Raw genomic sequence first — 20,375 nt, forward strand, 5'->3', positions numbered from 1 at the left:
TCTAGCTTTATGGGCTTCCTGAAAGGGAAAAGCAGCTTAATGATATACGAAAAATGGGGGAATATGAAATATAAGTATAGAAATCGTCAGTTTTGGTGTAGGGGATATTTTGTGGATACGGTAGGCAAGGATGAGAAGAAAATAGCAACATACATACAGGAACAGCTGAAGGAGGATGAGCTATCTGAACAGTTGACGCTAAACTTTGAGGACCCGTTTACGGGTAGCAGGCAGTAAGATGCAAGGGACGGACCGTACAGGCGCTGTAAAGCGCAGCTGGCAACGGTGAGGCCTTATAGGCCGTAAAACTAAAACCCCCGGCTGTGCCGGGGGATATTTATTTATTGCAAGGGGCTTGTTGGTGTGGTATATTGGGAGAGAGAACAGACTATAAGGAGGGGACTTGCATGGCAACACAGAGTATCTTGAAAAGTGTCAACATAAAAGGGCGCAAAGGGGTTCGTGACCTGGTCAATGCCTTAGAGCAGTCAGAGAAAAATCGTGGTAAGGAAGTGACCATGTCAAGAACTGTCTACGAGGTGAAGGGGAAAGAAGCAATAAAGGATTTTTTTAATGGTCATGCGTTTAAGGGGCTGTTGCACGAATGAGTGCAATGGCCCTTTTACATTACTCAGGAAAAATATTGCATTTATAAGTAAGTTTGATATAATTGTTATATAAAATATCTATATAAAAGAGGGTGATTTGACATGGCACAGACAGTAAGCGTGAATTTCAAGCTGGATTCTGATGTAAAACGCAGCATGGAGCAGGCTTGCGCCGATATGGGATTGTCCATGAGCGCTGCCTTCACTATTTTTGCCAAGAAGGTGGGCCGGGAGCGCAGGATTCCTTTTGAGGTATCGGCACCGGTAGATCGATTTTATTCTGAAAGCAACATAAAATATCTGGAAGGCATAATGCAGGATATAAGGGATGGCAAGGCACATTTTGCAGAGCATGAACTTATAGAGGTGGACTGATGGGTATATTGTGGGAAGATAGAGCCTGGGAGGACTATCTTTATTGGCAGAAGCAGGACAAGAAAACACTCAAGAGAATCAATATGCTGATACAGGATATTAAAAAAAGCCCGCCAACTGGCGGGCTTGCTTTTCCTCTTGGCTCCGTGGTACAATGAACGTGGCCGACGGAGCCGCGAATCCCCGGAAAGGGGGGCGCCATGAGCTTGTACGAAAAGCTGTCACTTTTGATAGCGCTCGCAACGCTTATCGCAACACTCTTGAAGTAAGGAGGTAGCGGCATATCGCAAAAACCGGCGCTTCCTCACATTCTTTGTAAAAAGGGGAGTCCGGCAGCGCAACCCGTCGGTCACCTTTTCGTTAAGGCAATTATACCATTATATACGCCCCTTTTTCAAGGGGCTATTTTTGTGCATAAAATAAAAATTGCAATTCAACAATAAAGATGTTGACACAAACGCGACAGAGTGATATATTAAATACCGTAAGTTGTGCACGAACACAGAGAAAGGAGGAGAGGCCGTGAGGAGAGCTATGCAGGTGCTGCTTCTGATGATGCTGGTGACGTCGGGAATGACCGCCATCTTTGAAGGAAGCGAGCAGGCACTCTTGATTCTGGTCATGACTGGCTTCACTGGTCAGGGTTATCAGCTTATGTGCACGTCACATGATGACGATGAAGCCCGGGAGACTAATGCCAGGAAGCTGAAAGCGGTGGAGGTCTTCACTGCGGTTTGCGGCTTTATTTCCTTCTACTGGCCCAACAGCGTGGGGCTGAATGTGGCCATTGCCCTGTGTCTCATTTTTTACTGTGTAGGGATGCGATATATGAAGGAGGGGGCTGCGGAGGCGTAGGAAGCGAGTTCAGTGCAAGGGTTTGTCAGGTTTCATATCAACGGTTTTTCAACTGGAGGGAAAGCAATGTTCAAACTCAAGAAGTTAGTGGCAGCGGCGCTGGCAGGCGTCATGATGATTGCAGCAGCAGGCTGCGGTGGTGGTGCTTCGTCAGGCAGCAGTCCTGCAGGGGACGGACATAAGCGCGTAGGCGTGGCCATGCCGACCCAGTCCTCCCAGAGATGGATTCAGGACGGCGCCAACATGAAAGAAAAGCTGGAAGCTCTGGGATACGAAGTAGACCTGCAGTACGCCGAGGATGACGTACAGGCCCAGGTTTCCCAGATTGAGAACATGATTACCAATGGTGCTAACTGCCTGGTGGTTGCTTCCATCGACTCCAGCGCCCTGGTGAATGCACTGGAGCAGGCCAAGGCCAATAACATCCCTGTTATCGCTTATGACCGTTTGCTCATGGACACTGACAGCGTTTCCTACTATGCAACCTTCGATAACAAGGGCGTAGGCACCCTGATCGGCAAATACGTGGAGAAGCAGCTTGGCCTGGCTGAGGGCAAGGGCCCCTACAACGTGGAGTTCTTCGCAGGCTCTCCTGATGACAACAACGCTCACTTCCTCAACGATGGCGTGTTCGAAGTGCTGAAGAAGTACATCGACAACGGTCAGCTGGTAGTTCCTTCCAAGCAGACTGATTTCGACACCATCTGCACCCTGCGCTGGTCCCAGGAGACTGCACAGCGTCGCATGGAAGACCTGATTTCCGGCTACTACACCGATGGCAAGAAGCTGGATGCAGTTATTTCTCCCTTTGATGGCATCAGCTATGGTATCGCCGCAGCCCTGGAGGGCGCAGGCTACCAGGTTGGCAAGAACTGGCCTATCATCACCGGCCAGGATGCCGAGCTCATGGCTACCAAGAACATCATCTCCGGCAAGCAGACCATGACGGTCTTCAAAGATACCCGTACCCTGGCTGACAAGTGCGTGACCATGGTGCAGGCAGTGCTGGAAGGCAAGACCCCCGAGATCAACGATACCAAGTCCTATGACAACCACAAGTTGGTAGTTCCTTCCTACCTCTGCACTCCTGTTGCTGTAGATAAGACTAACTATCAGAAAGAGCTGGTAGATTCCGGATACTACAAAGCAGATCAGTTGAAGTAATTTGTCGATCAGACCTCCACCGCTTGCGGGGGAGGGGGACCACCGAAGGTGGTGGAAGGGGGAAGGAGGGTAACGACCCCTAGTACCCCCTTCCGTCAGCCCTTTGGGCTGCCACTGTCCGGGGAGCCCACCGGGCTCCCGCGCTTAAGCGCCCCCGTAAACGGGGCAGGTAAGGTCTATAAGTTAATTTGGCAATACTAAGTATAAGGGCGGAGCAATCCGCCTTTATATAAACAAGAAAATGTGCTCGTCCACATAACGGGAGGCGGCGGCATGGACAATATTTTGGAAATGCGCCATATCACCAAGGATTTCTCCGGGGTGAAAGCTCTGGATGATGTGAATCTGGTGGTGCGGCAGGGGGAGATACACGCCCTCTGCGGTGAGAACGGCGCAGGCAAGTCAACGCTGATGAATGTGCTGTCCGGGGTTTATCCCTACGGCAGCTATACAGGTGATATTGTTTACAAGGGCGAAGTCCAGAAGTTCAGCGACATCAAGGAAAGCGAAAAAACAGGCATAGTCATCATACATCAGGAACTGGCTCTTATACCTCTTTTGACGGTAGCTGAGAATATCTTCATGGGCAATGAGAACCTGAAATACGGCCAGGTCATAGATTGGGAGGAAACCCAGCGGCGGGCTGCCCAGGTGCTGGAGAGCATCGGCATGCACGAGAATGTGAACCGCAAGGTGGTAGACCTGGGCATGGGCCAGCAGCAGATGATTGAGATTGCCAAGGCACTGGCCAAGGATGCAAAGCTCCTGATTCTCGATGAGCCTACTTCGGCTTTGAACGATGAGGAAAGCAACACTTTGCTGGAACTGCTGCTTAAATTGAAGCAGAAGGGCCTCACCAGTATCATGATTTCCCATAAGCTGAATGAAGTTTCCAGGGTGGCAGACAGCATCACGGTTATCCGCGATGGCCATACCATCGAGACCATCCAGCGTGACCATGGTGAACCCATTGACGAGAACCGCATCATCAAGGGCATGGTGGGCCGGGAACTTACCAACCGTTACCCGGAGCGCCACGCCGAGATTGGTGAGACGGTGTTCGAGGTCAGGGACTGGACGGTGCAGGACGAGGATGACCCCACAAGGGAGCGTCTGTCCAATATTTCGTTCAATGTGAAGAAGGGCGAGGTAGTGGGCTTTGCCGGCCTGATGGGCGCAGGCCGCACGGAGCTGGCCATGAGTCTTTTCGGCCACACCTACGGCGCAGGCAGCCGGGGCAAGATTTTCAAGCATGGCAAGGAAATCACCATCCCCGATGTGCAGAGCGCCATTGACCAGCATATCGCTTATGTGCCTGAGGACAGGAAAACTTACGGCTTGGTGCTGATAGACGACATCAAGTGGAATATGTCCCTGGCCAGCCTGAAATCAAGATTTTCCAAGAACGGTATCTTGAAGCCCGATGACGAGGTTCATGCGGCAGAGGATTATTCAAAGAAAATCAATGTGAAGGCCGACAGTCTCACCCAGCGGGTGGAAAGCCTTTCCGGCGGCAACCAGCAGAAGGTAGTGCTGGCCAAGTGGATGCTTTCCGACCCGGATGTGCTTATCCTGGATGAACCTACCCGCGGCATCGACGTGGGTGCGAAATACGAGATTTACACTGTCATCAATCAGCTGGCAGAGTCCGGCAAGGCAGTGGTGGTCATTTCCTCGGATATGGAAGAACTGCTGGGCCTCTCTGACAGGGTTTACGTCCTCAATGAGGGCGAGATTGCAGGCGAGCTCCAGAAGGATGAATTTGACCAGGAAGCAGTTATGCGGATTATCATGGCACACAGCGCCAGAAGGGAGACAGCATAATGTCAGCACATGTATTAGCACCTGAAGCACACGGCGGCTTCAAGGAAAACTTGAAGGGTCTCAAGGAATACGGCATGATTATCGCGTTGGTGGTCATTTACGCCATCTTCGCATTCATGTCCGACTTCAAGAATGTATCACCCATGAACGTCAACAACCTCATCATGCAGAATTCTTACGTCATCGTGCTGGCACTGGGCATGCTGCTCTGCTGCCTCACCGGTAACGTAGATCTTTCCGTAGGTTCTGTTGTTGCTTTCTCCGGGGCTATTGCCGCTATCATGGTAGTGGATTACCAGATGGCCATTCCCCTGGCTATCCTGGCCGCCATCGGCATCGGCCTATTGGTAGGTGTCTGGCAGGGCTTCTTCATATCGAAATTGGGCGTGGCGCCATTCATAGTAACCCTTGCCAATATGCTGGTCTTCCGTGGCTTGGCTCTGGTAGTGCTGAACGGCCAGACCAAAGGCCCCCTGCCCCAGGAATTCACCCAGATTGGTGCAGGCTACATGCCCCAGTTCTTCACTACTATCGGCGGCACGAAGTTTGAGCTGCTGGCTCTTATGGCAGGCGTTCTGCTCTCTGCCCTGATTGTCTTCATGGAAATCCGTTCCCGCAGGAACAAGGCCAAGAACGGCTTTGAGGTTCCCTCTTTGGGAGCTTCCATCTTCAAGGTTGGCGTTTCCATCGCCATCGTGAACTTCTTCACTGTGAAGCTTGCTATGTACATGGGTCTGCCTCTGGTGCTCATGATTGTGGCAGTCCTCGTGGCTTTCTATGCTTTCCTTACCAACCGCACCGTGCCCGGTCGTCAGATTTACGCCGTGGGCGGCAACAGGAAGGCTGCAGCTCTCTCTGGTATCAAGGTCAACAAGGTCATGTTCTGGATCTATGTGAACATGGGCATCCTGGCAGGCCTGGCCGGTGTTATCCTCACCGCCCGCAATGCTTCTGCAACTCCTAAGGCTGGCGATATGTTCGAGATGGACGCCATCGCAGCCTGCTATATCGGCGGCACCGCAGTGCCCGGCGGCGAAGGCACCGTTACTGGCGCCGTGGTAGGTGCACTGATCATGGGTGTCTTGAACAATGGCATGTCCCTCCTGGGCTGGTCCGTTGATGTGCAGCGCGTTGTCAAAGGGCTGGTCCTGCTTGCAGCCGTAGCTATTGATTTGCACTTCAAGAGCAAGAAGAACGGTTGATTAGAATAGGAAATGTTCTGCAGGACCAGCGGGAGTGCCGGCGGCACTCCCTGGCTGAGAATGTTATAATCAGCAGCTTGTCAGGCCCAAGTAACGGAGGGCGGAGTTGATCTGCACTTCAAGAGCAAGAAAAACAGCTAATATTTAAGTTTCAGTTGTTCATTTTCTTTGGCGCAAAGAAAACGAACCAAAAGAAAACCGGACCTGGATCGCTTCACGCGAGTCCAAAGGTCCGCGGGGAGCGCCCATCCATGGGCGCCGGAGTTCGGGAGTTCGAGGGTTCGAATAGTTGAGGAGTGGATAGGGTTGGCTAAGGAAGATATTGTAAAAGCCCTGAACGCAGGTGACACGGCTTTGGGGTTGGAGCTGGGCTCTACTAATATCAAGGCTGTGCTGGTGGACAGCGAGGCCAGGGTGATTGCCGAGGGCAGCTACGGCTGGGAAAATCAGCTGGTGGATGGGATTTGGACTTATGCGCTGGCTGAAGTTTGGAAGGGAATTCGGGCTTGTTATGCAGAGCTTTCTGCTGATGTACAGACGAAGTACGGTGTGAAGCTCACGAAAATCGGCAGCTTTGGCGTCAGCGCCATGATGCATGGCTATCTTGCCTTTGATGAAAAAGGCGCTCAGCTGGCCCAGTTCCGCACCTGGCGGAACAATATCACCGGGGAAGCAGCCCGGAAACTCACGGAACTTCTGGGTTTCAATATTCCCCAGCGGTGGAGCATAGCCCATCTCTATCAGGCGATATTGAATGAAGAACCTGAGGTGCCAAGGCTTTCCTTCCTTACCACTCTGGCTGGCTACGTGCATTGGCAGCTGACTGGTGAAAAGGTGCTTGGTGTGGGGGATGCCTCAGGCATGTTCCCCATCGACGCTGCCACCGGGGGCTACGATGCAGAAATGGTTTTGAAGTTCCAGCAGCTAACTGAGGTCAGCCGTTTTGACTGGCGTTTGGCAGAGCTCCTGCCAGAGGTCAAGGCCGCTGGCACCGTGGCAGGTCATATCACTGAAGAAGGTGCAAAACTCCTTGACCCCACGGGGACTTTGGAGTCGGGCGCTCCCTGCGCTCCTCCGGAAGGGGATGCTGGCACGGGCATGGTGGCCACCAATGCGGTGCGCCCTGGCACGGGCAATATCTCTGTAGGCACCTCCGCTTTCTCCATGAATGTGCTCAGTGCGCCGCTTGCTGCTGTGCATGAGGACATAGATGTGGTCATGACCCCGGATGGGGCTCCTGTGGCCATGGTGCACACCAATAACTGCACCTCCGACCTCAATGCCTGGGTGGGACTTTTCGAGGAATTTGCCACCCTCGTGGGCTCCGATGTGAAGGGGGGCAAGCTCTACAGCTTGCTCTTGACTCACAGCAAGAGCGCCCGTCGTGATGCAGGCGGGCTCCTCAATTACAGCTGCCTGTCCGGGGAGAATGTTACCCGGGTGGAGGCAGGCCGTCCCTTGTTCGTCAGAGGGCCGAAGGCGAAGATGCACCTGCCGGAGTTCATGCTGACCCAGCTTTACGGTGCGCTGGCACCCTTGGCTGTGGGCATGCAGGTGCTCACAGAAGAGGAGCACGTGGAGGCTGAAGCCATGGTGGCCCAGGGTGGTCTCCTGAAAACCCCGGAGATTGCCCAGCAGGCGCTGGCTGACCTCCTGGGTATTCCCATCACGGTGATGGAGACTGCAGGCAGCGGTGGTCCCTGGGGCATGGCGGTGCTGGCACTCTTCCTTAACAAGAAGGGGGCAAATGAGAGTTTGCCGGACTTCTTGGAGAAGAATATTTTTGCCGAAGCAAAGAGTTCGACCCTGCCACCTATGGCAGAGGGACGCGAAGGGGCCAAGGCTTATATCAAGGCTTATAAAGAGGGGCTTAGATTAGAACGCATGGCTGGGGAGTGCATTAACGAGTGATGTTGGCAGCGGGACAGATGCTTTGATGTTATGATTGGCACTGAAATTTTATAAGGGCAAAGTGTATAGCAGTCCTTACCTCCACCGCTTGCGGGGGAGGTGGCAGCCCAAAGGGCTGACGGAAGGGGGGCCAGGGGGCGAATAGGTGACTTCGAAGGATACTTGTTCGGTTGATTTTCCCCCTTCCACCGTCTTCGACGGTCCCCCTCCAGGGAGCCCACCGGGCTCCCGCGCTTACGCGCCCCCCGCAAGCGGTGGAGGCCTTGGCACTCACCTTTACTGTAGCTTAACTAGAAAAAGGAGTTTTACAAATGCTTAAATTACCTGATTATGAATTTTGGTTTGTGGCTGGCAGCCAGTTCCTTTATGGTGAGGAGCAGCTGAAGAATGTGGCCCGTGATGCAGAGGATATCGTCAAGAAGCTCAATGAGAGCGGGTCCCTGCCCTATAAAGTGGTCTGCAAGGGGGTTATGACTACAGCTGACGGCATCACCCAGTTCATGAAGGATGTGAACTACCACGAGGAAGTGGCAGGCGTCATCACCTGGATGCATACTTTCTCTCCGGCCAAGAACTGGATTCGCGGCACGGTGCTGCTGCAGAAGCCACTCCTGCATCTGGCTACCCAGTATCGTCAGGATATTCCCTACGATACCATTGATTTCGATTACATGAACCTGAACCAGAGTGCCCATGGCGACCGTGAGTATGCTTACCTCAACAGCCGTCTGAACCTCAAGAACAAGATTGTCTACGGCTTCTGGGGCGATGAAGAGGTGCAGGCTGAGATTGCCAGCTGGCAGGATGTGGCCGTGGCCTACAACGAGAGCTTCAAGCTGAAGGTCTGCCGCTTTGGCGACACCATGCGTGATGTGGCTGTCACCGAGGGTGACAAGGTGCAGGCTCAGATCCAGCTGGGCTGGACGGTAGATTACTGGCCGGTAGGCGATCTGGTAGAAGTTATTGACGCTGTTTCCGAAGATGATATTGACAGGGAGTATCAGGAACTGCGCAACAAGTATGACCTGGCTCCCCAGCATAACGATGCTGCCAAATTCACCGAATCTGTGAGATATCAGCTGCGGGAGTATCTGGGTATCAAGAAGTTCCTGGATGACAGGGGTTACACCGCCTTCTGCACCAACTTCCAGGACCTCAAAGGCCTCAAGCAGCTGCCGGGCCTGGCTGCCCAGCTTCTCATGGCTGAGGGCTACGGCTTTGGCGCTGAGGGTGACTGGAAGCATGCGGCCCTCACCCGCCTGCTGAAGATTTTGGCTCACAATGACCGCACTGTGTTCATGGAGGACTACACCCTGGATCTCCGCAAGGGCCACGAAGCCATCTTGGGTGCCCACATGCTGGAGGTTGACCCCACCATTGCCAGTGACAAGCCCAGGGTGGAGGTACACCCGCTGGATATCGGCGGCAAAGATGACCCTGCCCGCCTGGTGTTCACCGGCGCAGACGGCAAGGCTGTGGATGTCACCGTGGCTGACTTCCGCGAGGGCTTCCGTCTGATTTACTACCCTGTTGACTGCCGCAAGGCTGAGGCTGAGACGCCGCATCTGCCTGTAGCCAAGCAGCTCTGGACTCCTACCGTGGGCCTCAGGAAGGGCTCGGAGGAGTGGATGAAGGCAGGTGGCGGACATCACACTGTCCTTTCCTTCACCATCACCCCGGAGCAGCTCCATGACCTGGGCACCATGCTGGGCATGGAACTGGTAGAAATCCTTTAATTTAGCTTTCTCCAATTCTTTTTCTCATAAATCCCAACATCAAAGGCAGCCTTGTCATGAGGCTGCCTTTGATGTTTTGGCAAAAAAGCCTTTACCTCAAGGGGGCAATGGTGTTACAATAAGGGAGTAATTTCATAGCGAGGGGAGCTTGTGGCTTTTAGCATAGCAGGCTGAGAGGGGACTTGAGGTTCCGACCCATAACCTGATTTGGATAATGCCAACGTAGGGATGTGCAGGAAAACTGTATTTTTTAGGGACTGTCCGAAGCGGGCAGTCCCTTTTTGGTGCGCCGAAAGGGGGTGGGAGCATGGTGAAGATAAACGGTGCAGATGAACAGGCGGCAGGCAGCAGCCTGGCTGATTGGCTGCAGGCAAAGGGCTATGGGGGCAGGATGATTGCTGTGGAGTATAACGGTGAGATCATTTCCCGGGAGCATTATCCCCAGGTAGTGCTGCATGATGGTGATGTGGTGGAAATAGTCTGCTTCATGGGCGGCGGTTGAAGGAGGTCTTGGTGATGGCAAATAAGATGAATGATTGCTGGCAGCTGGGGGGACGGAAGTTCAAGTCCCGATTCATTTTAGGCTCGGGCAAGTATTCCTTGCGGCTGATTGAAGCAGCGGTGCAGGATGCGGGGGCAGAGATTGTGACCCTGGCGGTACGCCGGGCTAATACCCAGGACAAGGAAAACATTCTGGATTACATACCGAAGCAGGTGACGCTGCTGCCCAATACTTCCGGGGCACGCAACGCAGAGGAGGCGGTACGCATTGCCAGGCTGGCCCGGGCCATGGGATGCGGGGATTTTGTCAAGGTGGAAATCATGCGGGACAGCAAGTACCTGCTGCCGGACAACAGCGAAACCATCAGGGCGACGGAGCTGCTGGCTGAGGAAGGCTTCACAGTTCTGCCCTACATGTACCCTGATTTGAATGTGGCCCGGGATTTGGTCAGCGCCGGGGCAGCGGCAGTCATGCCGCTGGCTGCGCCTATCGGGTCGAACAAGGGGCTGGCTACCAAGGATTTTATCCAGATTCTCGTGGATGAGATTGACCTGCCGATTATTGTGGATGCGGGCATTGGCGCGCCTTCCCAGGCTTGTGAGGCCATGGAGATGGGAGTGACGGCCATCATGGCAAATACTGCCTTGGCAACGGCGGGGAATTTGCCGCTGATGGCTGCTGCCTTTCGGCAGGCCATTGAAGCGGGGCGCAAGGCTTATCTTTCCGGGCTGGGCCGGGTGCTCAGCCGGGGTGCGGAAGCCTCAGACCCCCTGACTGGATTTCTGCGTGCTTAGGGGGTGGCAAGATGAGTGAAACAGAGAGGAAAAACAGCTTCTTGGTAGATTCCAGGCACCTTAGCGCCAAGGCGCTGGAGCGCAAGCATGAGCTGGAAAACAATCCTGCCAGCAGGAAAAGCCCCCTGGAGTATTTCCCGGAAATGGAGCAGCTGGTTTCGCCGGTGGAGCAGGCAGTGCTGGCGGAAATGGAAGCCTATGATTACAACCGCTATACGGCGGCAGATGTGCGGCGGGCTTTGAGCCATGCCACCTGCACCAAGGAGGATTTCAAGGCCCTGCTGTCGCCTGCGGCCATGCCCTTTTTGGAGGAAATGGCCCGGCGGGCCAGGCGGGAAACCAGTCGTCATTTCGGCAATACGGTGTACCTTTTTACCCCCCTTTACATTGCCAATTACTGCGAGAATTACTGCGTGTATTGCGGTTTTAACTGCTACAACCACATTCGTCGCCTGCAGCTTGATGCAGAGCAGATTGAGCATGAAATGCAGGTCATTGCCCAAAGCGGTATGGAAGAGATCTTGCTGCTCACCGGGGAGAGCAAGACGAAAAGCGATTTGTCTTACATCGGTCAGGCTTGCAAGCTGGCCCGGCGGTATTTCCGCAATGTGGGGCTGGAAATCTATCCGGTGAATACGGCAGACTACCGCTACCTGCATGAATGCGGCGCTGATTACGTGACGGTCTTTCAGGAGACGTATGATTTGGAGGTTTATGAAAAACTGCATCTTCTGGGGCACAAGCGGGTATTTCCGTACAGATTTGCGGCCCAGGAGCGGGCCTTGAAGGGCGGCATGCGGGGCGTGGGCTTTTCGGCGCTTTTGGGACTGGCGGATTTTCGTCGTGATGCGCTGGCCACGGCGCTGCATGTCTGGCATTTGCAGCGGCGCTACCCCTGGGCGGAATTTTCCCTGTCCTGCCCCAGGCTGCGGCCTATCATCAACAACGACAAGATAACGCCCCAGGGGGTGGGGGAGCGGGAGCTTTGCCAGGTGCTTTGCGCCTATCGCCTTTTCCTGCCTTTTGCCGGGATTACGGTGTCCTCCCGTGAAAGGGCAGATTTTCGCAATGGCATTGCCAAAATCTGCGCCACGAAGGTATCGGCCGGTGTATCTACGGGCATCGGCGACCATGAGGAAAAATACGCAGGACAGCAGGAGGGCGCACAGGGGGACGAGCAGTTTGCCATCGCTGATAACCGCAGTATCGACAAAATGTATGACGATATGAGCAGGGAGGGCTTGCAGCCGGTGCTCAACGATTATGTCTATGTGTAAGGTGGATTGGCCAAAGGTCATGGCGGTGACGAACAGGCACCTGTGCCAGGGGGATTTCCTGGCTCAGGTGGAAAAGATTGCCAGCCGCAGGCCCGGAGGAATTCTGCTCAGGGAAAAGGATTTGCCGGAGGAAGCCTATGCCAGTCTGGCTCAAGAGGTGGCAACCCTTTGCAAAGCCTGGTCGGTGCCACTGTACCTGCACACTTTCCCTCTGCCAGTTCAAGCTGTCAGGGCAGCGGGGCTTCATCTGCCCTTGATGCGGCTGCGGCAGGCATCAACTGCAAGGGAACTGCCACAGGCAAGAATTGGTGCTTCCTGCCACAGTGTGGCGGAGGTGCAGGAGGCGGCAGGCAGAGGGTGCTCCTATGTGATAGCCGGACATATTTATGCCACGTCATGCAAGGAGGGGCTGCCGGGGAGAGGGCTGTCCTTTCTGCAGTCGGTCTGCCGGGCAGCCGGCACTATGCCTGTCTACGCCATTGGCGGCATTACACCTGACAGGATGACAGAAGTGCTCTCTGCCGGAGCCGCCGGAGTCTGTGTGATGAGCGGCATGATGAGGGATTCGGAATGGTGGAGGTGACTTTATGTCCTTAGAGGCAGCAGAACAGGAACGCTATGCCCGGCAGATTATTTTGCCGGAGTTTGGCCAGGCAGGACAGGAAAAATTAAAACAGGCCCGGGTGCTGGTGGTGGGGGCTGGGGGCCTTGGCTCCCCGGCGGCCTTTTATCTGGCAGCTGCAGGGGTGGGCACCGTGGGGCTGGCGGATTTTGACCGGGTGGAGCTGTCGAATCTGCAGCGCCAGCTCCTGCACAGCACGCAGGATTTGGGCCGCCCCAAGGTGGAAAGTGGCAGGGAAACCCTGCAGGCCCTGAATCCTGCGGTACAGGTGCCGGTGTATGCTGAAAAGCTGACCAGGGCATCATTAGGGGCGCTTATAAGCAGCGAGCACTACGATATGGTAGTGGATGCGGTGGATGACCCCCTGACCAAGTTTGCCATCAATGATGCCTGTGTGGCTCATGAAACGGCCTTTGTTCACGGCGGTATCCTGAAATATCAGGGACAGATTATGACTCATATTCCCCATAGTCCCTGCCTGCGCTGTCTGTTCCCGGAGGAACCGGAGAGCAAGGGGGGCAAGAATGGCGTACTGGGGGCTGTGCCGGGGGTCATTGGCAGCCTGCAGGCCGGGGAAGCAATCAAGTTTTTGCTGGGGACAGGGGATTTGCTGACAGGGCGGCTGCTGACCTATGATGCGCTGGCCATGAGGTTCCGCACATTGAAAGTCCCCCAGCGTTCCCATTGCCTTTGTGGGGAGTAAGCCCCACAAAAATATGCCCGCTGACGATAGGTCAGTGGGCATATTTTTTAGCAATGATATCAACTGAAGCCACCGCTTGCCGGGCGGTTCAGTTCTCGGCGTTCTGCAATATGCGTATCTCATTGCGCATGATGTAACGATCCCGGTCTGGCGGCGTCCCATTCACCAGATAGTCGAAGGCTATCTGCATGGCGCGGCGGCCTTGTTCGTGGGGGTGCTGGTAGAGGGCGGCCTGGATGATGCCTTGCTGCATCATGCGGATGGTGGTGGGAATGGTATCGAAGACGATGATGGTGATTTTCCCTGCCAGGCCCGCCGCCAGTACGGCACGGCTGGCACCGTAAGAGGCACCGGAGGATATGACAAAGAGGGCATTGATATTCGGCTCGTTTTTCAGAAGCTGGGTTACCTGCTCGTAGGCAATCATGTCATCATCTTCCGTCTCGTGGATGGAGAGGATGTTGCATCTGTCCCCCATGGTTTCCCGGAAGCCGTCCAGCCTTTGACGATGGCCCAGCATGGAAAGGGAGCCTAAGAGCACGCCTACATTGAGCTTCTCCGGCCCGATCATGCGCAGCAGCGCCCCTGCCGTGCGTCCACCTTCCAGATAGTCGGAGCCTACATAAGTGTGGCGGGAAAGTCCCGGGGCATCGTTGTTGATGGTGATGATGACAATGCCGTCGTCTATGAGGGCGTTGAGCCTGCGTACCACACTGGGATGATCCACCGGGTTGATGATGAGGGCCTGCACCTGTGGGGAAAGCTCGTCGATGAGGCGGCACTGCTCCTCTACGCTGTAGCCCCTCATGCTGCGCCAGATGACTTTTAGGCCGTAAGAATCATATTTTTTCGCAGCTTTCTGCATGGAAGAGAGTACGTCATCGAAGAAGTGGATGCCGATGGAGGGGATCAGCACGCCCACGATGGGGGATTTCTTGCGGGCGGCCAGGGCTCTGCCTGCGGGGTTGGGCTGGTAGTTCAGCTTCCGCATGGTCTCGAGGATAAGCTGCTCCTTTTCCGGCTTGACTTTGCCCCGCCGGTTCACTACTCTGTCCACGGTGCCCCGGGAGACGCCGCAGAGCTCTGCTATCTGTTTGATAGTAACCATTATCTTGTTACTCCTTTTTCTCGGATTAGAAAATGTGCGTATATCTGATTTTGTGCCTAATGAGAACGAGCACAATCAATATGATTCCTATAATTTCGCCGTATCCGCTGTGTTTTCCTGCTTACTTAATTAAAAGTGTGCATATTTATTTTACAACATGGGAGAGAAAAATCAATCGGAATTTTAGTCAGGATAATATATGAAATTGTGTTAATATCAATGCGGATTTAGAAATTTTTACTTGCGAAACTAGGACTTTTGGGGTAAAATATGGCAAGTGAAAGAGAGTTGCTCAAGAAAACAATACAATTTATAGTCCAGCATTATTTTGGCCGCAGTTGGTTAAAGGAAGGAAAGGGAGAGAAAAATGGTCTTAGCTGTGAACAAGGCTACCAATAAATTGTTCAAATTCAAGACTGGCAAGTACAATCTCAAGGAGCAGGCTGCCTGGAAGTCCCGCACTGCTTTTATTGAGGACACCATGAGGGAGCTTATCCGCGAGGCCAACACCCGTGAGGTTTCCGTCTTTGCCAAATGCTATTATGGCATCAGCCTTACCCGCAATGAAAACAGCGGCCGTTGGACTTTGGGTTATCAGGATGCGGTGAACTATTGGTCACGTTCCAATGCCAAGGTTTACCAGATTCAGTAAGCAATCATACATATTTTTGATTTAGGGCGATACACCGTCAGAGGATTATTTCCTCGGCGGTGTTTTTTATTTTGCAGGAGCAGGATTATTGAATTTGGTGACGAAAAAATAAATTTATGAATATAATTCATCTTTTTCTTTCAATCGCCATAGTTTTCAGTTACAATGAAATAATAGACAGTTAGCTTCATCAATGGAGATGGATTCATTATTCATAGATGGGAGAGAAAGACGATGGCAGAAGCAATGGGCCGTCGGGAGAGAAAGAAGCAGCTTTCCCGGCAGGCCATCTTAAAGGCTGCCCAGCAGCAGTTTGCCACCCGGGGTTATAAGGAAACCTCGGTGGCTGATATCATGAATGCGGCAGATTTGGGTACGGGCACATTCTACAATTACTTCCAGTCCAAGGAAGAAGTGCTGATGGCCCTGCTGGGAGATTCCGTAGAGATGGTGGAGGCGGCAGTCCGGTCTGAGAAGGAGGCGGGGGGGAACTCTGTTGACCTGCTTGCGGCGGGCATCAAGGCCACGGCTTCATTTCTGGATGAGAACCGCTATGTGCTGCCCTTGTTCCTTGCGGCTTCGGAAAGGGCGGCAGAGCCCCGTCCGCAGGAAGCGGAGCATGGTTCGGCAACGCCGGGGTTCAAGGGCATCTTTGAGGAAATCATCAGCCAGGGGCAGCTGGCTGGAGAGATCCGCAATGATGTGCCGGCAGAACTGATAGCAGAAATGCTGCATTCCATCTATCAGGCAGCAGCCTTCAGCAAGTTGGAGATTCCCTTCAGGGATAATGTGGCTATGAAGACTTGTTTGCTATTAAATGGGATACGGAAGGAGTAAAAAACCTTCCCCTTGAGGGGAAGGCATGGAAGTGACAATAGGATTTAGGAGAGTGTTTTATTTTGATCAGCGTAACGAAGCTTTTGTTTGCCAGGGAATACTACGGAGACCAGCTCCGCTATACGAAGAATGCCCACTCCATGCGGAATGGGGCGGCTGAGGGCATGGGGCCGGTGGTGGTTTGGAATTCCACCAAGACCTGCAATTTGAAGTGCATGCACTGCTATATGCAGTCCGATGCCCAGAAGTACAAGGACGAGCTGACCACGGAAGAGGCCAGGAAGTTCATAGATGACCTGGCAGATTTCAAAGTGCCTGTGCTGCTGTTCTCTGGCGGGGAACCGCTGATCCGCCCGGATTTCTTTGAACTGGCAGAGTATGCGGCAGAGAAGGGGGTACGTCCCACTCTCTCTACCAATGGCACCCTCATTACCCGTGAAGTTGCCCAGCGCATCAAGGATATCGGCGTGGGCTATGTGGGCATTTCCCTGGATGGTCTCAAGGACGTCAATGACAAGTTCCGCGGGGTGGAAGGGGCCTATGAGAAGGCCATGGCCGGCATCGAGAACTGCGTGGCAGTGGGTCAGCGGGTGGGCCTTAGGTTTACCATCAACCACCACAACATCATGGAGCTGGACAAGATCTTCGATTTCATCGAGGAAAAGGGCATCAACCGTGTCTGCTTCTACCACCTTGTTTACTCCGGCCGGGGGGCGGGCATGATGGATCAGGATGTTACTCCGGAGGAATCCCGCCGGGCCATGGACACCATCATTCGCCGCACCAAGGATTTCGAGGCCAGAGGGCTGGAAAAGGAAATCCTCACGGTGGACAACCACTGCGACGGGGTCTATATGTACCTCAAGGCCCTTTCCGAGGGGGAGGATGCCACTGCTGCCAAAATCAAGGAGTATATCTCCATGAACGGCGGCAACCGCTCCGGCATTGCCTTCGGCGAGGTAGACCCTCTGGGTTATGTGCATCCGGACCAGTTCACCCAGCATCACACCTTCGGCAATGTGCGGGAGAGGAAGTTCGGCGATATTTGGAGCGACACTTCCAATCCTATCATGGCAGGGCTGAAGGACAGGAAGCCTTTGCTCAAGGGCCGCTGCGCCAGGTGCAAGTTCCTGGACAATTGCAATGGCAACTTCCGCACCAGAGCCGAAGCCCGCACGGGAGATTTCTGGGAAAGCGACCCCTCCTGCTATCTCACTGATGAAGAGATTGGTCTGACTGGAGAGGGGGCAGCCAAATGACTATGCCTGAAGGAATCACTGGCGGCCACACGGGGCATCCGGGCCATCCCGGGGGACATCCTCACGGCCATGGCGGCCCGGTGAAAATCGTTTCCTGGAATACCACCAACGCCTGCAATATGTTCTGCGCCCACTGCTATCGTGAAGCAGGCTGCAAGGCGGAAGAGGAGCTTTCCACCGCCGAGGCGAAGAAGCTCCTGGCGGAGATTGCCAAGGCTGGCTTCAAAATCATGATTTTCTCCGGCGGCGAACCTCTCATGCGGCCTGATATCCTGGAGTTAGTGAAGTTTGCTTCTGATTTGAAGCTAATTCCTGTCTTTGGCACCAACGGCACGTTGATTACGCTGGAGATGGCGAAGAAGCTGAAGGAAGCCGGGGCCAAGGGCATGGGCATTTCCCTTGACTCCCTGGACAAGGAAAAGCACAACAAGTTCCGCGCCTTCCCCGGTGCCTGGGAAGGGGCCGTGCAGGGCATGAAGAACTGCCGTGAGGCAGACCTGCCCTTCCAGATACACACTACGGTGATGGATTGGAACCAAAGCGAACTTGAGGCCATGACGGATTTTGCCGTGGAGATCGGGGCCAAGGCTCATCATTTCTTCTTTTTGGTGCCCACGGGGAGAGCCAAGACCATCGAGGAAGAATCCCTGCGGGCGGAGCAGTATGAGGAAGTGCTCACCCGCATCATGAAGAAGCAGCAGGAAGTGGAGATAGAGCTTAAGCCCACCTGTGCGCCACAGTTCTTGCGGATTGCGGATCAACTGGGGATTAAGAGCCGGTTCACCAGAGGGTGTCTGGCGGGGTTGTCTTACTGCATTATCAGTCCCAGGGGTAAGGTGCAGCCTTGTGCTTATCTCAATATGGAATTGGGAGATGTGAGGGAGACGCCTTTTGATGAGATTTGGGCAAACAACGAAGTACTGAAAAAACTTCGTACACTTCAGTACAGTGGAGGCTGTGGGGCTTGCCGCTATAAGGGAGTTTGCGGCGGATGCAGGGCACGGGCGGCTTGTTACCACGATGGGGATTATATGGCGGAGGAGCCGTGGTGCTTGTACCACGGCCGCCGCGGGTAGGCCTGCGGCCGTTCTTTTCTTTGATGCAAAGAAAAGAACTAAAAGGTATACATGCCGGTGGCATGTTTACGCGGCCTTGCATTTCATCCTGAAATCCAACGGCCGCGGGAGCGCCCATCCATGGGCGCCGGGGTTCGGGAATTTGAGAAGTTCGTGAATTCGTGAGTTCGAAGGAGTAAAGTATATAGCAGATTTTACCTGCCCCGCTTGCGGGGAAGGGGGACCGGCGAAGCCGGTGGAAGGGGGAAAACAGTGCCTGAAAAAATAGAACCAGAACTTTTATATTTTTTGCAACCATCCGCTCTTCCAGTTACGATATTAGTAGTTGAGAGCGTCAGTTACCTCCCAAAGCTGCGGGAGATGTTCCCTTCTGCCAGGCTCTTGGCCGTAGCCGATGAGGAAGATGCTCTTGATGAGCTGCCGTTTGGTTTGGATGTTGAGTTCCATTGCATGGACTACCTCTCTGAGCGGCTGCCATTTCCACTTCAGTCTTTGGATTACATCATCTCCGACCTCACCTTGGAGCGGGCTGGCAATCCTCAGGACATAGCGGCGGGGTTCTCAACATATCTCAAGGAAACGGGGGCTTTTCTCACCAGTTTCCGCAATATCCGCCATTGGTCTGTGCTTGAGGAACTTAGGGATGGGCACTATTATCAGGTGGTGTCCCGTCTCTTTGCCCGGCCGGAGTTTGAGCGGCTGCTTTATGCTTCTTTTTACAAGAATGTCCATTGCCACGGGCAGGAGCGGCAGGCTCCTGCGGGGGTGCTGGAGAGACTTCTGGCGGCTGGCTTTGAGAATGTGGGGGACGATCTGGAAACGGAATACTGGCTGGTGAGGGCTGACCGCTCCATGCCGGAGATGGCGCTTTTGAAGTCCATGTATACCGCAGAGGACAGGAAGCAGCTCAGCCGCCTGCTGCACAGGATTGAATATGAGGTGGAACTGACAGAATCCTGCCGGGAATTCTGGGACTTGTGGCAGGAGCTGAAGCTTTTTTCAGATTATGCGGGGGAATTCATCCACGAAGCCGTGTTTCACCCTGAAGCGTTCTTTGCGAACTTGCGCTTTGGGTCGGAAACTTTGGGGGATAAGGTAGAGGAACGTCTTGAACTCATAGGGGAGATGGAAGCATGGGAGAGATAGGGGCGAGAAAGCTGGATGAGAAGAAAATAGCCTTTATCACCTGCGTCAACAGCGAGGAGTGGTACAGCGAGTGCCTGCTGTATTTGCAGCACCTTGACCTGCCGGAGGGGTTCACGGCAGAATACCTGCCCCAGCGGGGGGCGGCGTCCATGTGTGCGGGATATAATGCGGGACAGCGGGCCAGCGATGCGAAGTACAAGGTCTATCTACATCAGGATACACTGGTGGTGAACAAGAAGCTGGTGGCAGACTTGCTCAGTCTGTTCGCCCACCCGGAAATCGGCCTGGTGGGGGTTATCGGCTGCAGGAGCCTGCCTTCCACCGGAGTCTGGTGGGACGGACTGCGCACCTATGGCCGGGTGCTCCACGCCTGTGAGCCGGAAAGCGTGGTGGACTCCCATTGCCGGGAGCCGGAGGGGCTTTATCAGGACTTGCAGGCGGTGGATGGCCTGTTCCTGGCCACTCAGTATGACATACCCTGGCGGGAAGACCTCTTTACCGGCTGGCATATGTATGACACTTCCATGTGCATGGAAATGCAGCGGGCAGGGTACAAGGTGGTAGTGCCAAATCAGGAGCAGGACTTCTGGTGCATCCACTGTCCCAAGGAAAAGCCCCTGGCTTCTTCCTACAAGGGCTACCGCAAAATCTTTGTCAAGGAGTACGGGGAGGAGCTTTGCCCGGAGGTTTAGGACGTTTTTGAAAAATTTAAGTGTGAGCGTCC

The 20,375-nt window shown here is 54.0% G+C and carries 21 protein-coding genes, 1 pseudogene and 1 riboswitch; of the genes and pseudogenes, 21 read left to right on the forward strand and 1 reads right to left on the reverse strand.

Going from position 1 to position 20,375, the window contains the following annotated elements; all coding sequences use genetic code 11:
• The 15 genes and pseudogenes from BLW59_RS14315 to BLW59_RS14385 form a co-directional block, all read left to right on the forward strand.
• Positions 1 to 237, forward strand: a 237-nt coding sequence (locus BLW59_RS14315) for a transposase (protein ID WP_074698328.1), incomplete at its 5' end; no start/stop codon positions are given.
• 170 nt (positions 238 to 407) lie between these two features.
• Positions 408 to 608: a hypothetical protein gene (locus BLW59_RS14320; protein ID WP_074698329.1), complete on the forward strand. Its 201-nt coding sequence runs from the start codon at positions 408 to 410 to the stop codon at positions 606 to 608.
• A 102-nt stretch (positions 609 to 710) separates the two neighbouring features.
• A complete protein-coding gene (locus BLW59_RS14325; RefSeq protein WP_074698330.1) occupies positions 711 to 983 on the forward strand; it encodes a type II toxin-antitoxin system RelB/DinJ family antitoxin in 273 nt (90 codons plus the stop codon).
• Positions 983 to 1,105: pseudogene (locus BLW59_RS14330) on the forward strand (type II toxin-antitoxin system YoeB family toxin); the annotation flags it as partial. The gene BLW59_RS14325 and the pseudogene BLW59_RS14330, both read left to right, overlap by 1 nt.
• Positions 1,106 to 1,505: 400 nt before the next feature.
• Complete coding sequence (locus BLW59_RS14335; RefSeq protein ID WP_139283699.1) at positions 1,506 to 1,838, forward strand: hypothetical protein; 333 nt, start codon at positions 1,506 to 1,508, stop codon at positions 1,836 to 1,838.
• Positions 1,839 to 1,904: 66 nt separating this feature from the next.
• Entirely contained in the window at positions 1,905 to 3,002 is a 1,098-nt protein-coding gene (chvE, locus tag BLW59_RS14340) for a multiple monosaccharide ABC transporter substrate-binding protein (RefSeq protein WP_074698332.1), read from the forward strand.
• A gap of 273 nt (positions 3,003 to 3,275) precedes the next feature.
• Positions 3,276 to 4,826, forward strand: a complete 1,551-nt coding sequence (locus BLW59_RS14345) for an ATP-binding cassette domain-containing protein (RefSeq protein ID WP_074698333.1) — start codon at positions 3,276 to 3,278, stop codon at positions 4,824 to 4,826.
• Positions 4,826 to 6,028: a multiple monosaccharide ABC transporter permease gene (mmsB, locus tag BLW59_RS14350; RefSeq protein WP_074698334.1), complete on the forward strand. Its 1,203-nt coding sequence runs from the start codon at positions 4,826 to 4,828 to the stop codon at positions 6,026 to 6,028. Before BLW59_RS14345 ends, mmsB begins: the two co-directional genes overlap by 1 nt.
• Positions 6,029 to 6,334: 306 nt before the next feature.
• A complete protein-coding gene (locus BLW59_RS14355; protein ID WP_074698335.1) occupies positions 6,335 to 7,939 on the forward strand; it encodes a xylulokinase in 1,605 nt (534 codons plus the stop codon).
• A 311-nt stretch (positions 7,940 to 8,250) separates the two neighbouring features.
• Positions 8,251 to 9,675: an L-arabinose isomerase gene (araA, locus tag BLW59_RS14360; protein WP_074698336.1), complete on the forward strand. Its 1,425-nt coding sequence runs from the start codon at positions 8,251 to 8,253 to the stop codon at positions 9,673 to 9,675.
• 130 nt (positions 9,676 to 9,805) lie between these two features.
• A riboswitch (TPP riboswitch) is annotated at positions 9,806 to 9,921 on the forward strand.
• 61 nt (positions 9,922 to 9,982) lie between these two features.
• The gene (gene thiS / locus BLW59_RS14365; RefSeq protein ID WP_074698337.1) at positions 9,983 to 10,177 is read left to right on the forward strand and encodes a sulfur carrier protein ThiS; all 195 of its coding nucleotides are present in this window, start codon (positions 9,983 to 9,985) and stop codon (positions 10,175 to 10,177) included.
• A gap of 14 nt (positions 10,178 to 10,191) precedes the next feature.
• On the forward strand, positions 10,192 to 10,971 hold the full coding sequence (locus BLW59_RS14370; protein ID WP_175463463.1) for a thiazole synthase: 780 nt from the start codon (positions 10,192 to 10,194) through the stop codon (positions 10,969 to 10,971).
• Positions 10,972 to 10,982: 11 nt separating this feature from the next.
• Entirely contained in the window at positions 10,983 to 12,248 is a 1,266-nt protein-coding gene (gene thiH, locus BLW59_RS14375) for a 2-iminoacetate synthase ThiH (protein ID WP_074698338.1), read from the forward strand.
• Positions 12,235 to 12,831, forward strand: a complete 597-nt coding sequence (locus tag BLW59_RS14380; RefSeq protein ID WP_074698339.1) for a thiamine phosphate synthase — start codon at positions 12,235 to 12,237, stop codon at positions 12,829 to 12,831. The genes thiH and BLW59_RS14380 overlap by 14 nt, the downstream gene beginning before the upstream one ends.
• 4 nt (positions 12,832 to 12,835) lie before the next feature.
• A complete protein-coding gene (locus BLW59_RS14385; protein ID WP_074698340.1) occupies positions 12,836 to 13,573 on the forward strand; it encodes a HesA/MoeB/ThiF family protein in 738 nt (245 codons plus the stop codon).
• Between the two features lie 88 nt (positions 13,574 to 13,661).
• Here the strand turns inward: BLW59_RS14385 and BLW59_RS14390 are convergent, their stop codons facing one another.
• Positions 13,662 to 14,681 carry a substrate-binding domain-containing protein gene (locus BLW59_RS14390; RefSeq protein WP_074698341.1) on the reverse strand — a complete coding sequence of 340 codons (1,020 nt, stop codon included), beginning with the start codon at positions 14,679 to 14,681 and terminating at the stop codon, positions 13,662 to 13,664.
• A 367-nt stretch (positions 14,682 to 15,048) separates the two neighbouring features.
• On the opposite strand from BLW59_RS14390, the gene BLW59_RS14395 reads away from it, so the two are divergent.
• The 6 genes from BLW59_RS14395 to BLW59_RS14420 all read left to right on the forward strand — a co-directional run bounded on the left by BLW59_RS14395 (position 15,049) and on the right by BLW59_RS14420 (position 20,343).
• Positions 15,049 to 15,333, forward strand: coding sequence for a hypothetical protein (locus BLW59_RS14395; protein ID WP_074698342.1), 285 nt, complete (start codon positions 15,049 to 15,051; stop codon positions 15,331 to 15,333).
• A gap of 234 nt (positions 15,334 to 15,567) precedes the next feature.
• Positions 15,568 to 16,170: a TetR/AcrR family transcriptional regulator gene (locus BLW59_RS14400; protein WP_318258642.1), complete on the forward strand. Its 603-nt coding sequence runs from the start codon at positions 15,568 to 15,570 to the stop codon at positions 16,168 to 16,170.
• Between the two features lie 62 nt (positions 16,171 to 16,232).
• Entirely contained in the window at positions 16,233 to 17,429 is a 1,197-nt protein-coding gene (gene nirJ1 / locus BLW59_RS14405; RefSeq protein ID WP_074698343.1) for a putative heme d1 biosynthesis radical SAM protein NirJ1, read from the forward strand.
• Positions 17,426 to 18,505, forward strand: coding sequence for a putative heme d1 biosynthesis radical SAM protein NirJ2 (gene nirJ2 / locus BLW59_RS14410; protein ID WP_175463464.1), 1,080 nt, complete (start codon positions 17,426 to 17,428; stop codon positions 18,503 to 18,505). The genes nirJ1 and nirJ2 overlap by 4 nt, the downstream gene beginning before the upstream one ends.
• A gap of 252 nt (positions 18,506 to 18,757) precedes the next feature.
• Positions 18,758 to 19,651, forward strand: coding sequence for a class I SAM-dependent methyltransferase (locus tag BLW59_RS14415; protein WP_074698344.1), 894 nt, complete (start codon positions 18,758 to 18,760; stop codon positions 19,649 to 19,651).
• Positions 19,639 to 20,343 (forward strand): glycosyltransferase family protein, encoded by a 705-nt coding sequence (locus tag BLW59_RS14420; RefSeq protein ID WP_029546149.1) that lies wholly within the window; start codon positions 19,639 to 19,641, stop codon positions 20,341 to 20,343. The genes BLW59_RS14415 and BLW59_RS14420 overlap by 13 nt, the downstream gene beginning before the upstream one ends.
• Positions 20,344 to 20,375 lie beyond the last annotated feature (32 nt).

The organism is Selenomonas sp. KH1T6, from assembly GCF_900108415.1.
Lineage (GTDB): Bacteria > Bacillota > Negativicutes > Selenomonadales > Selenomonadaceae > Selenomonas_B > Selenomonas_B ruminantium_A.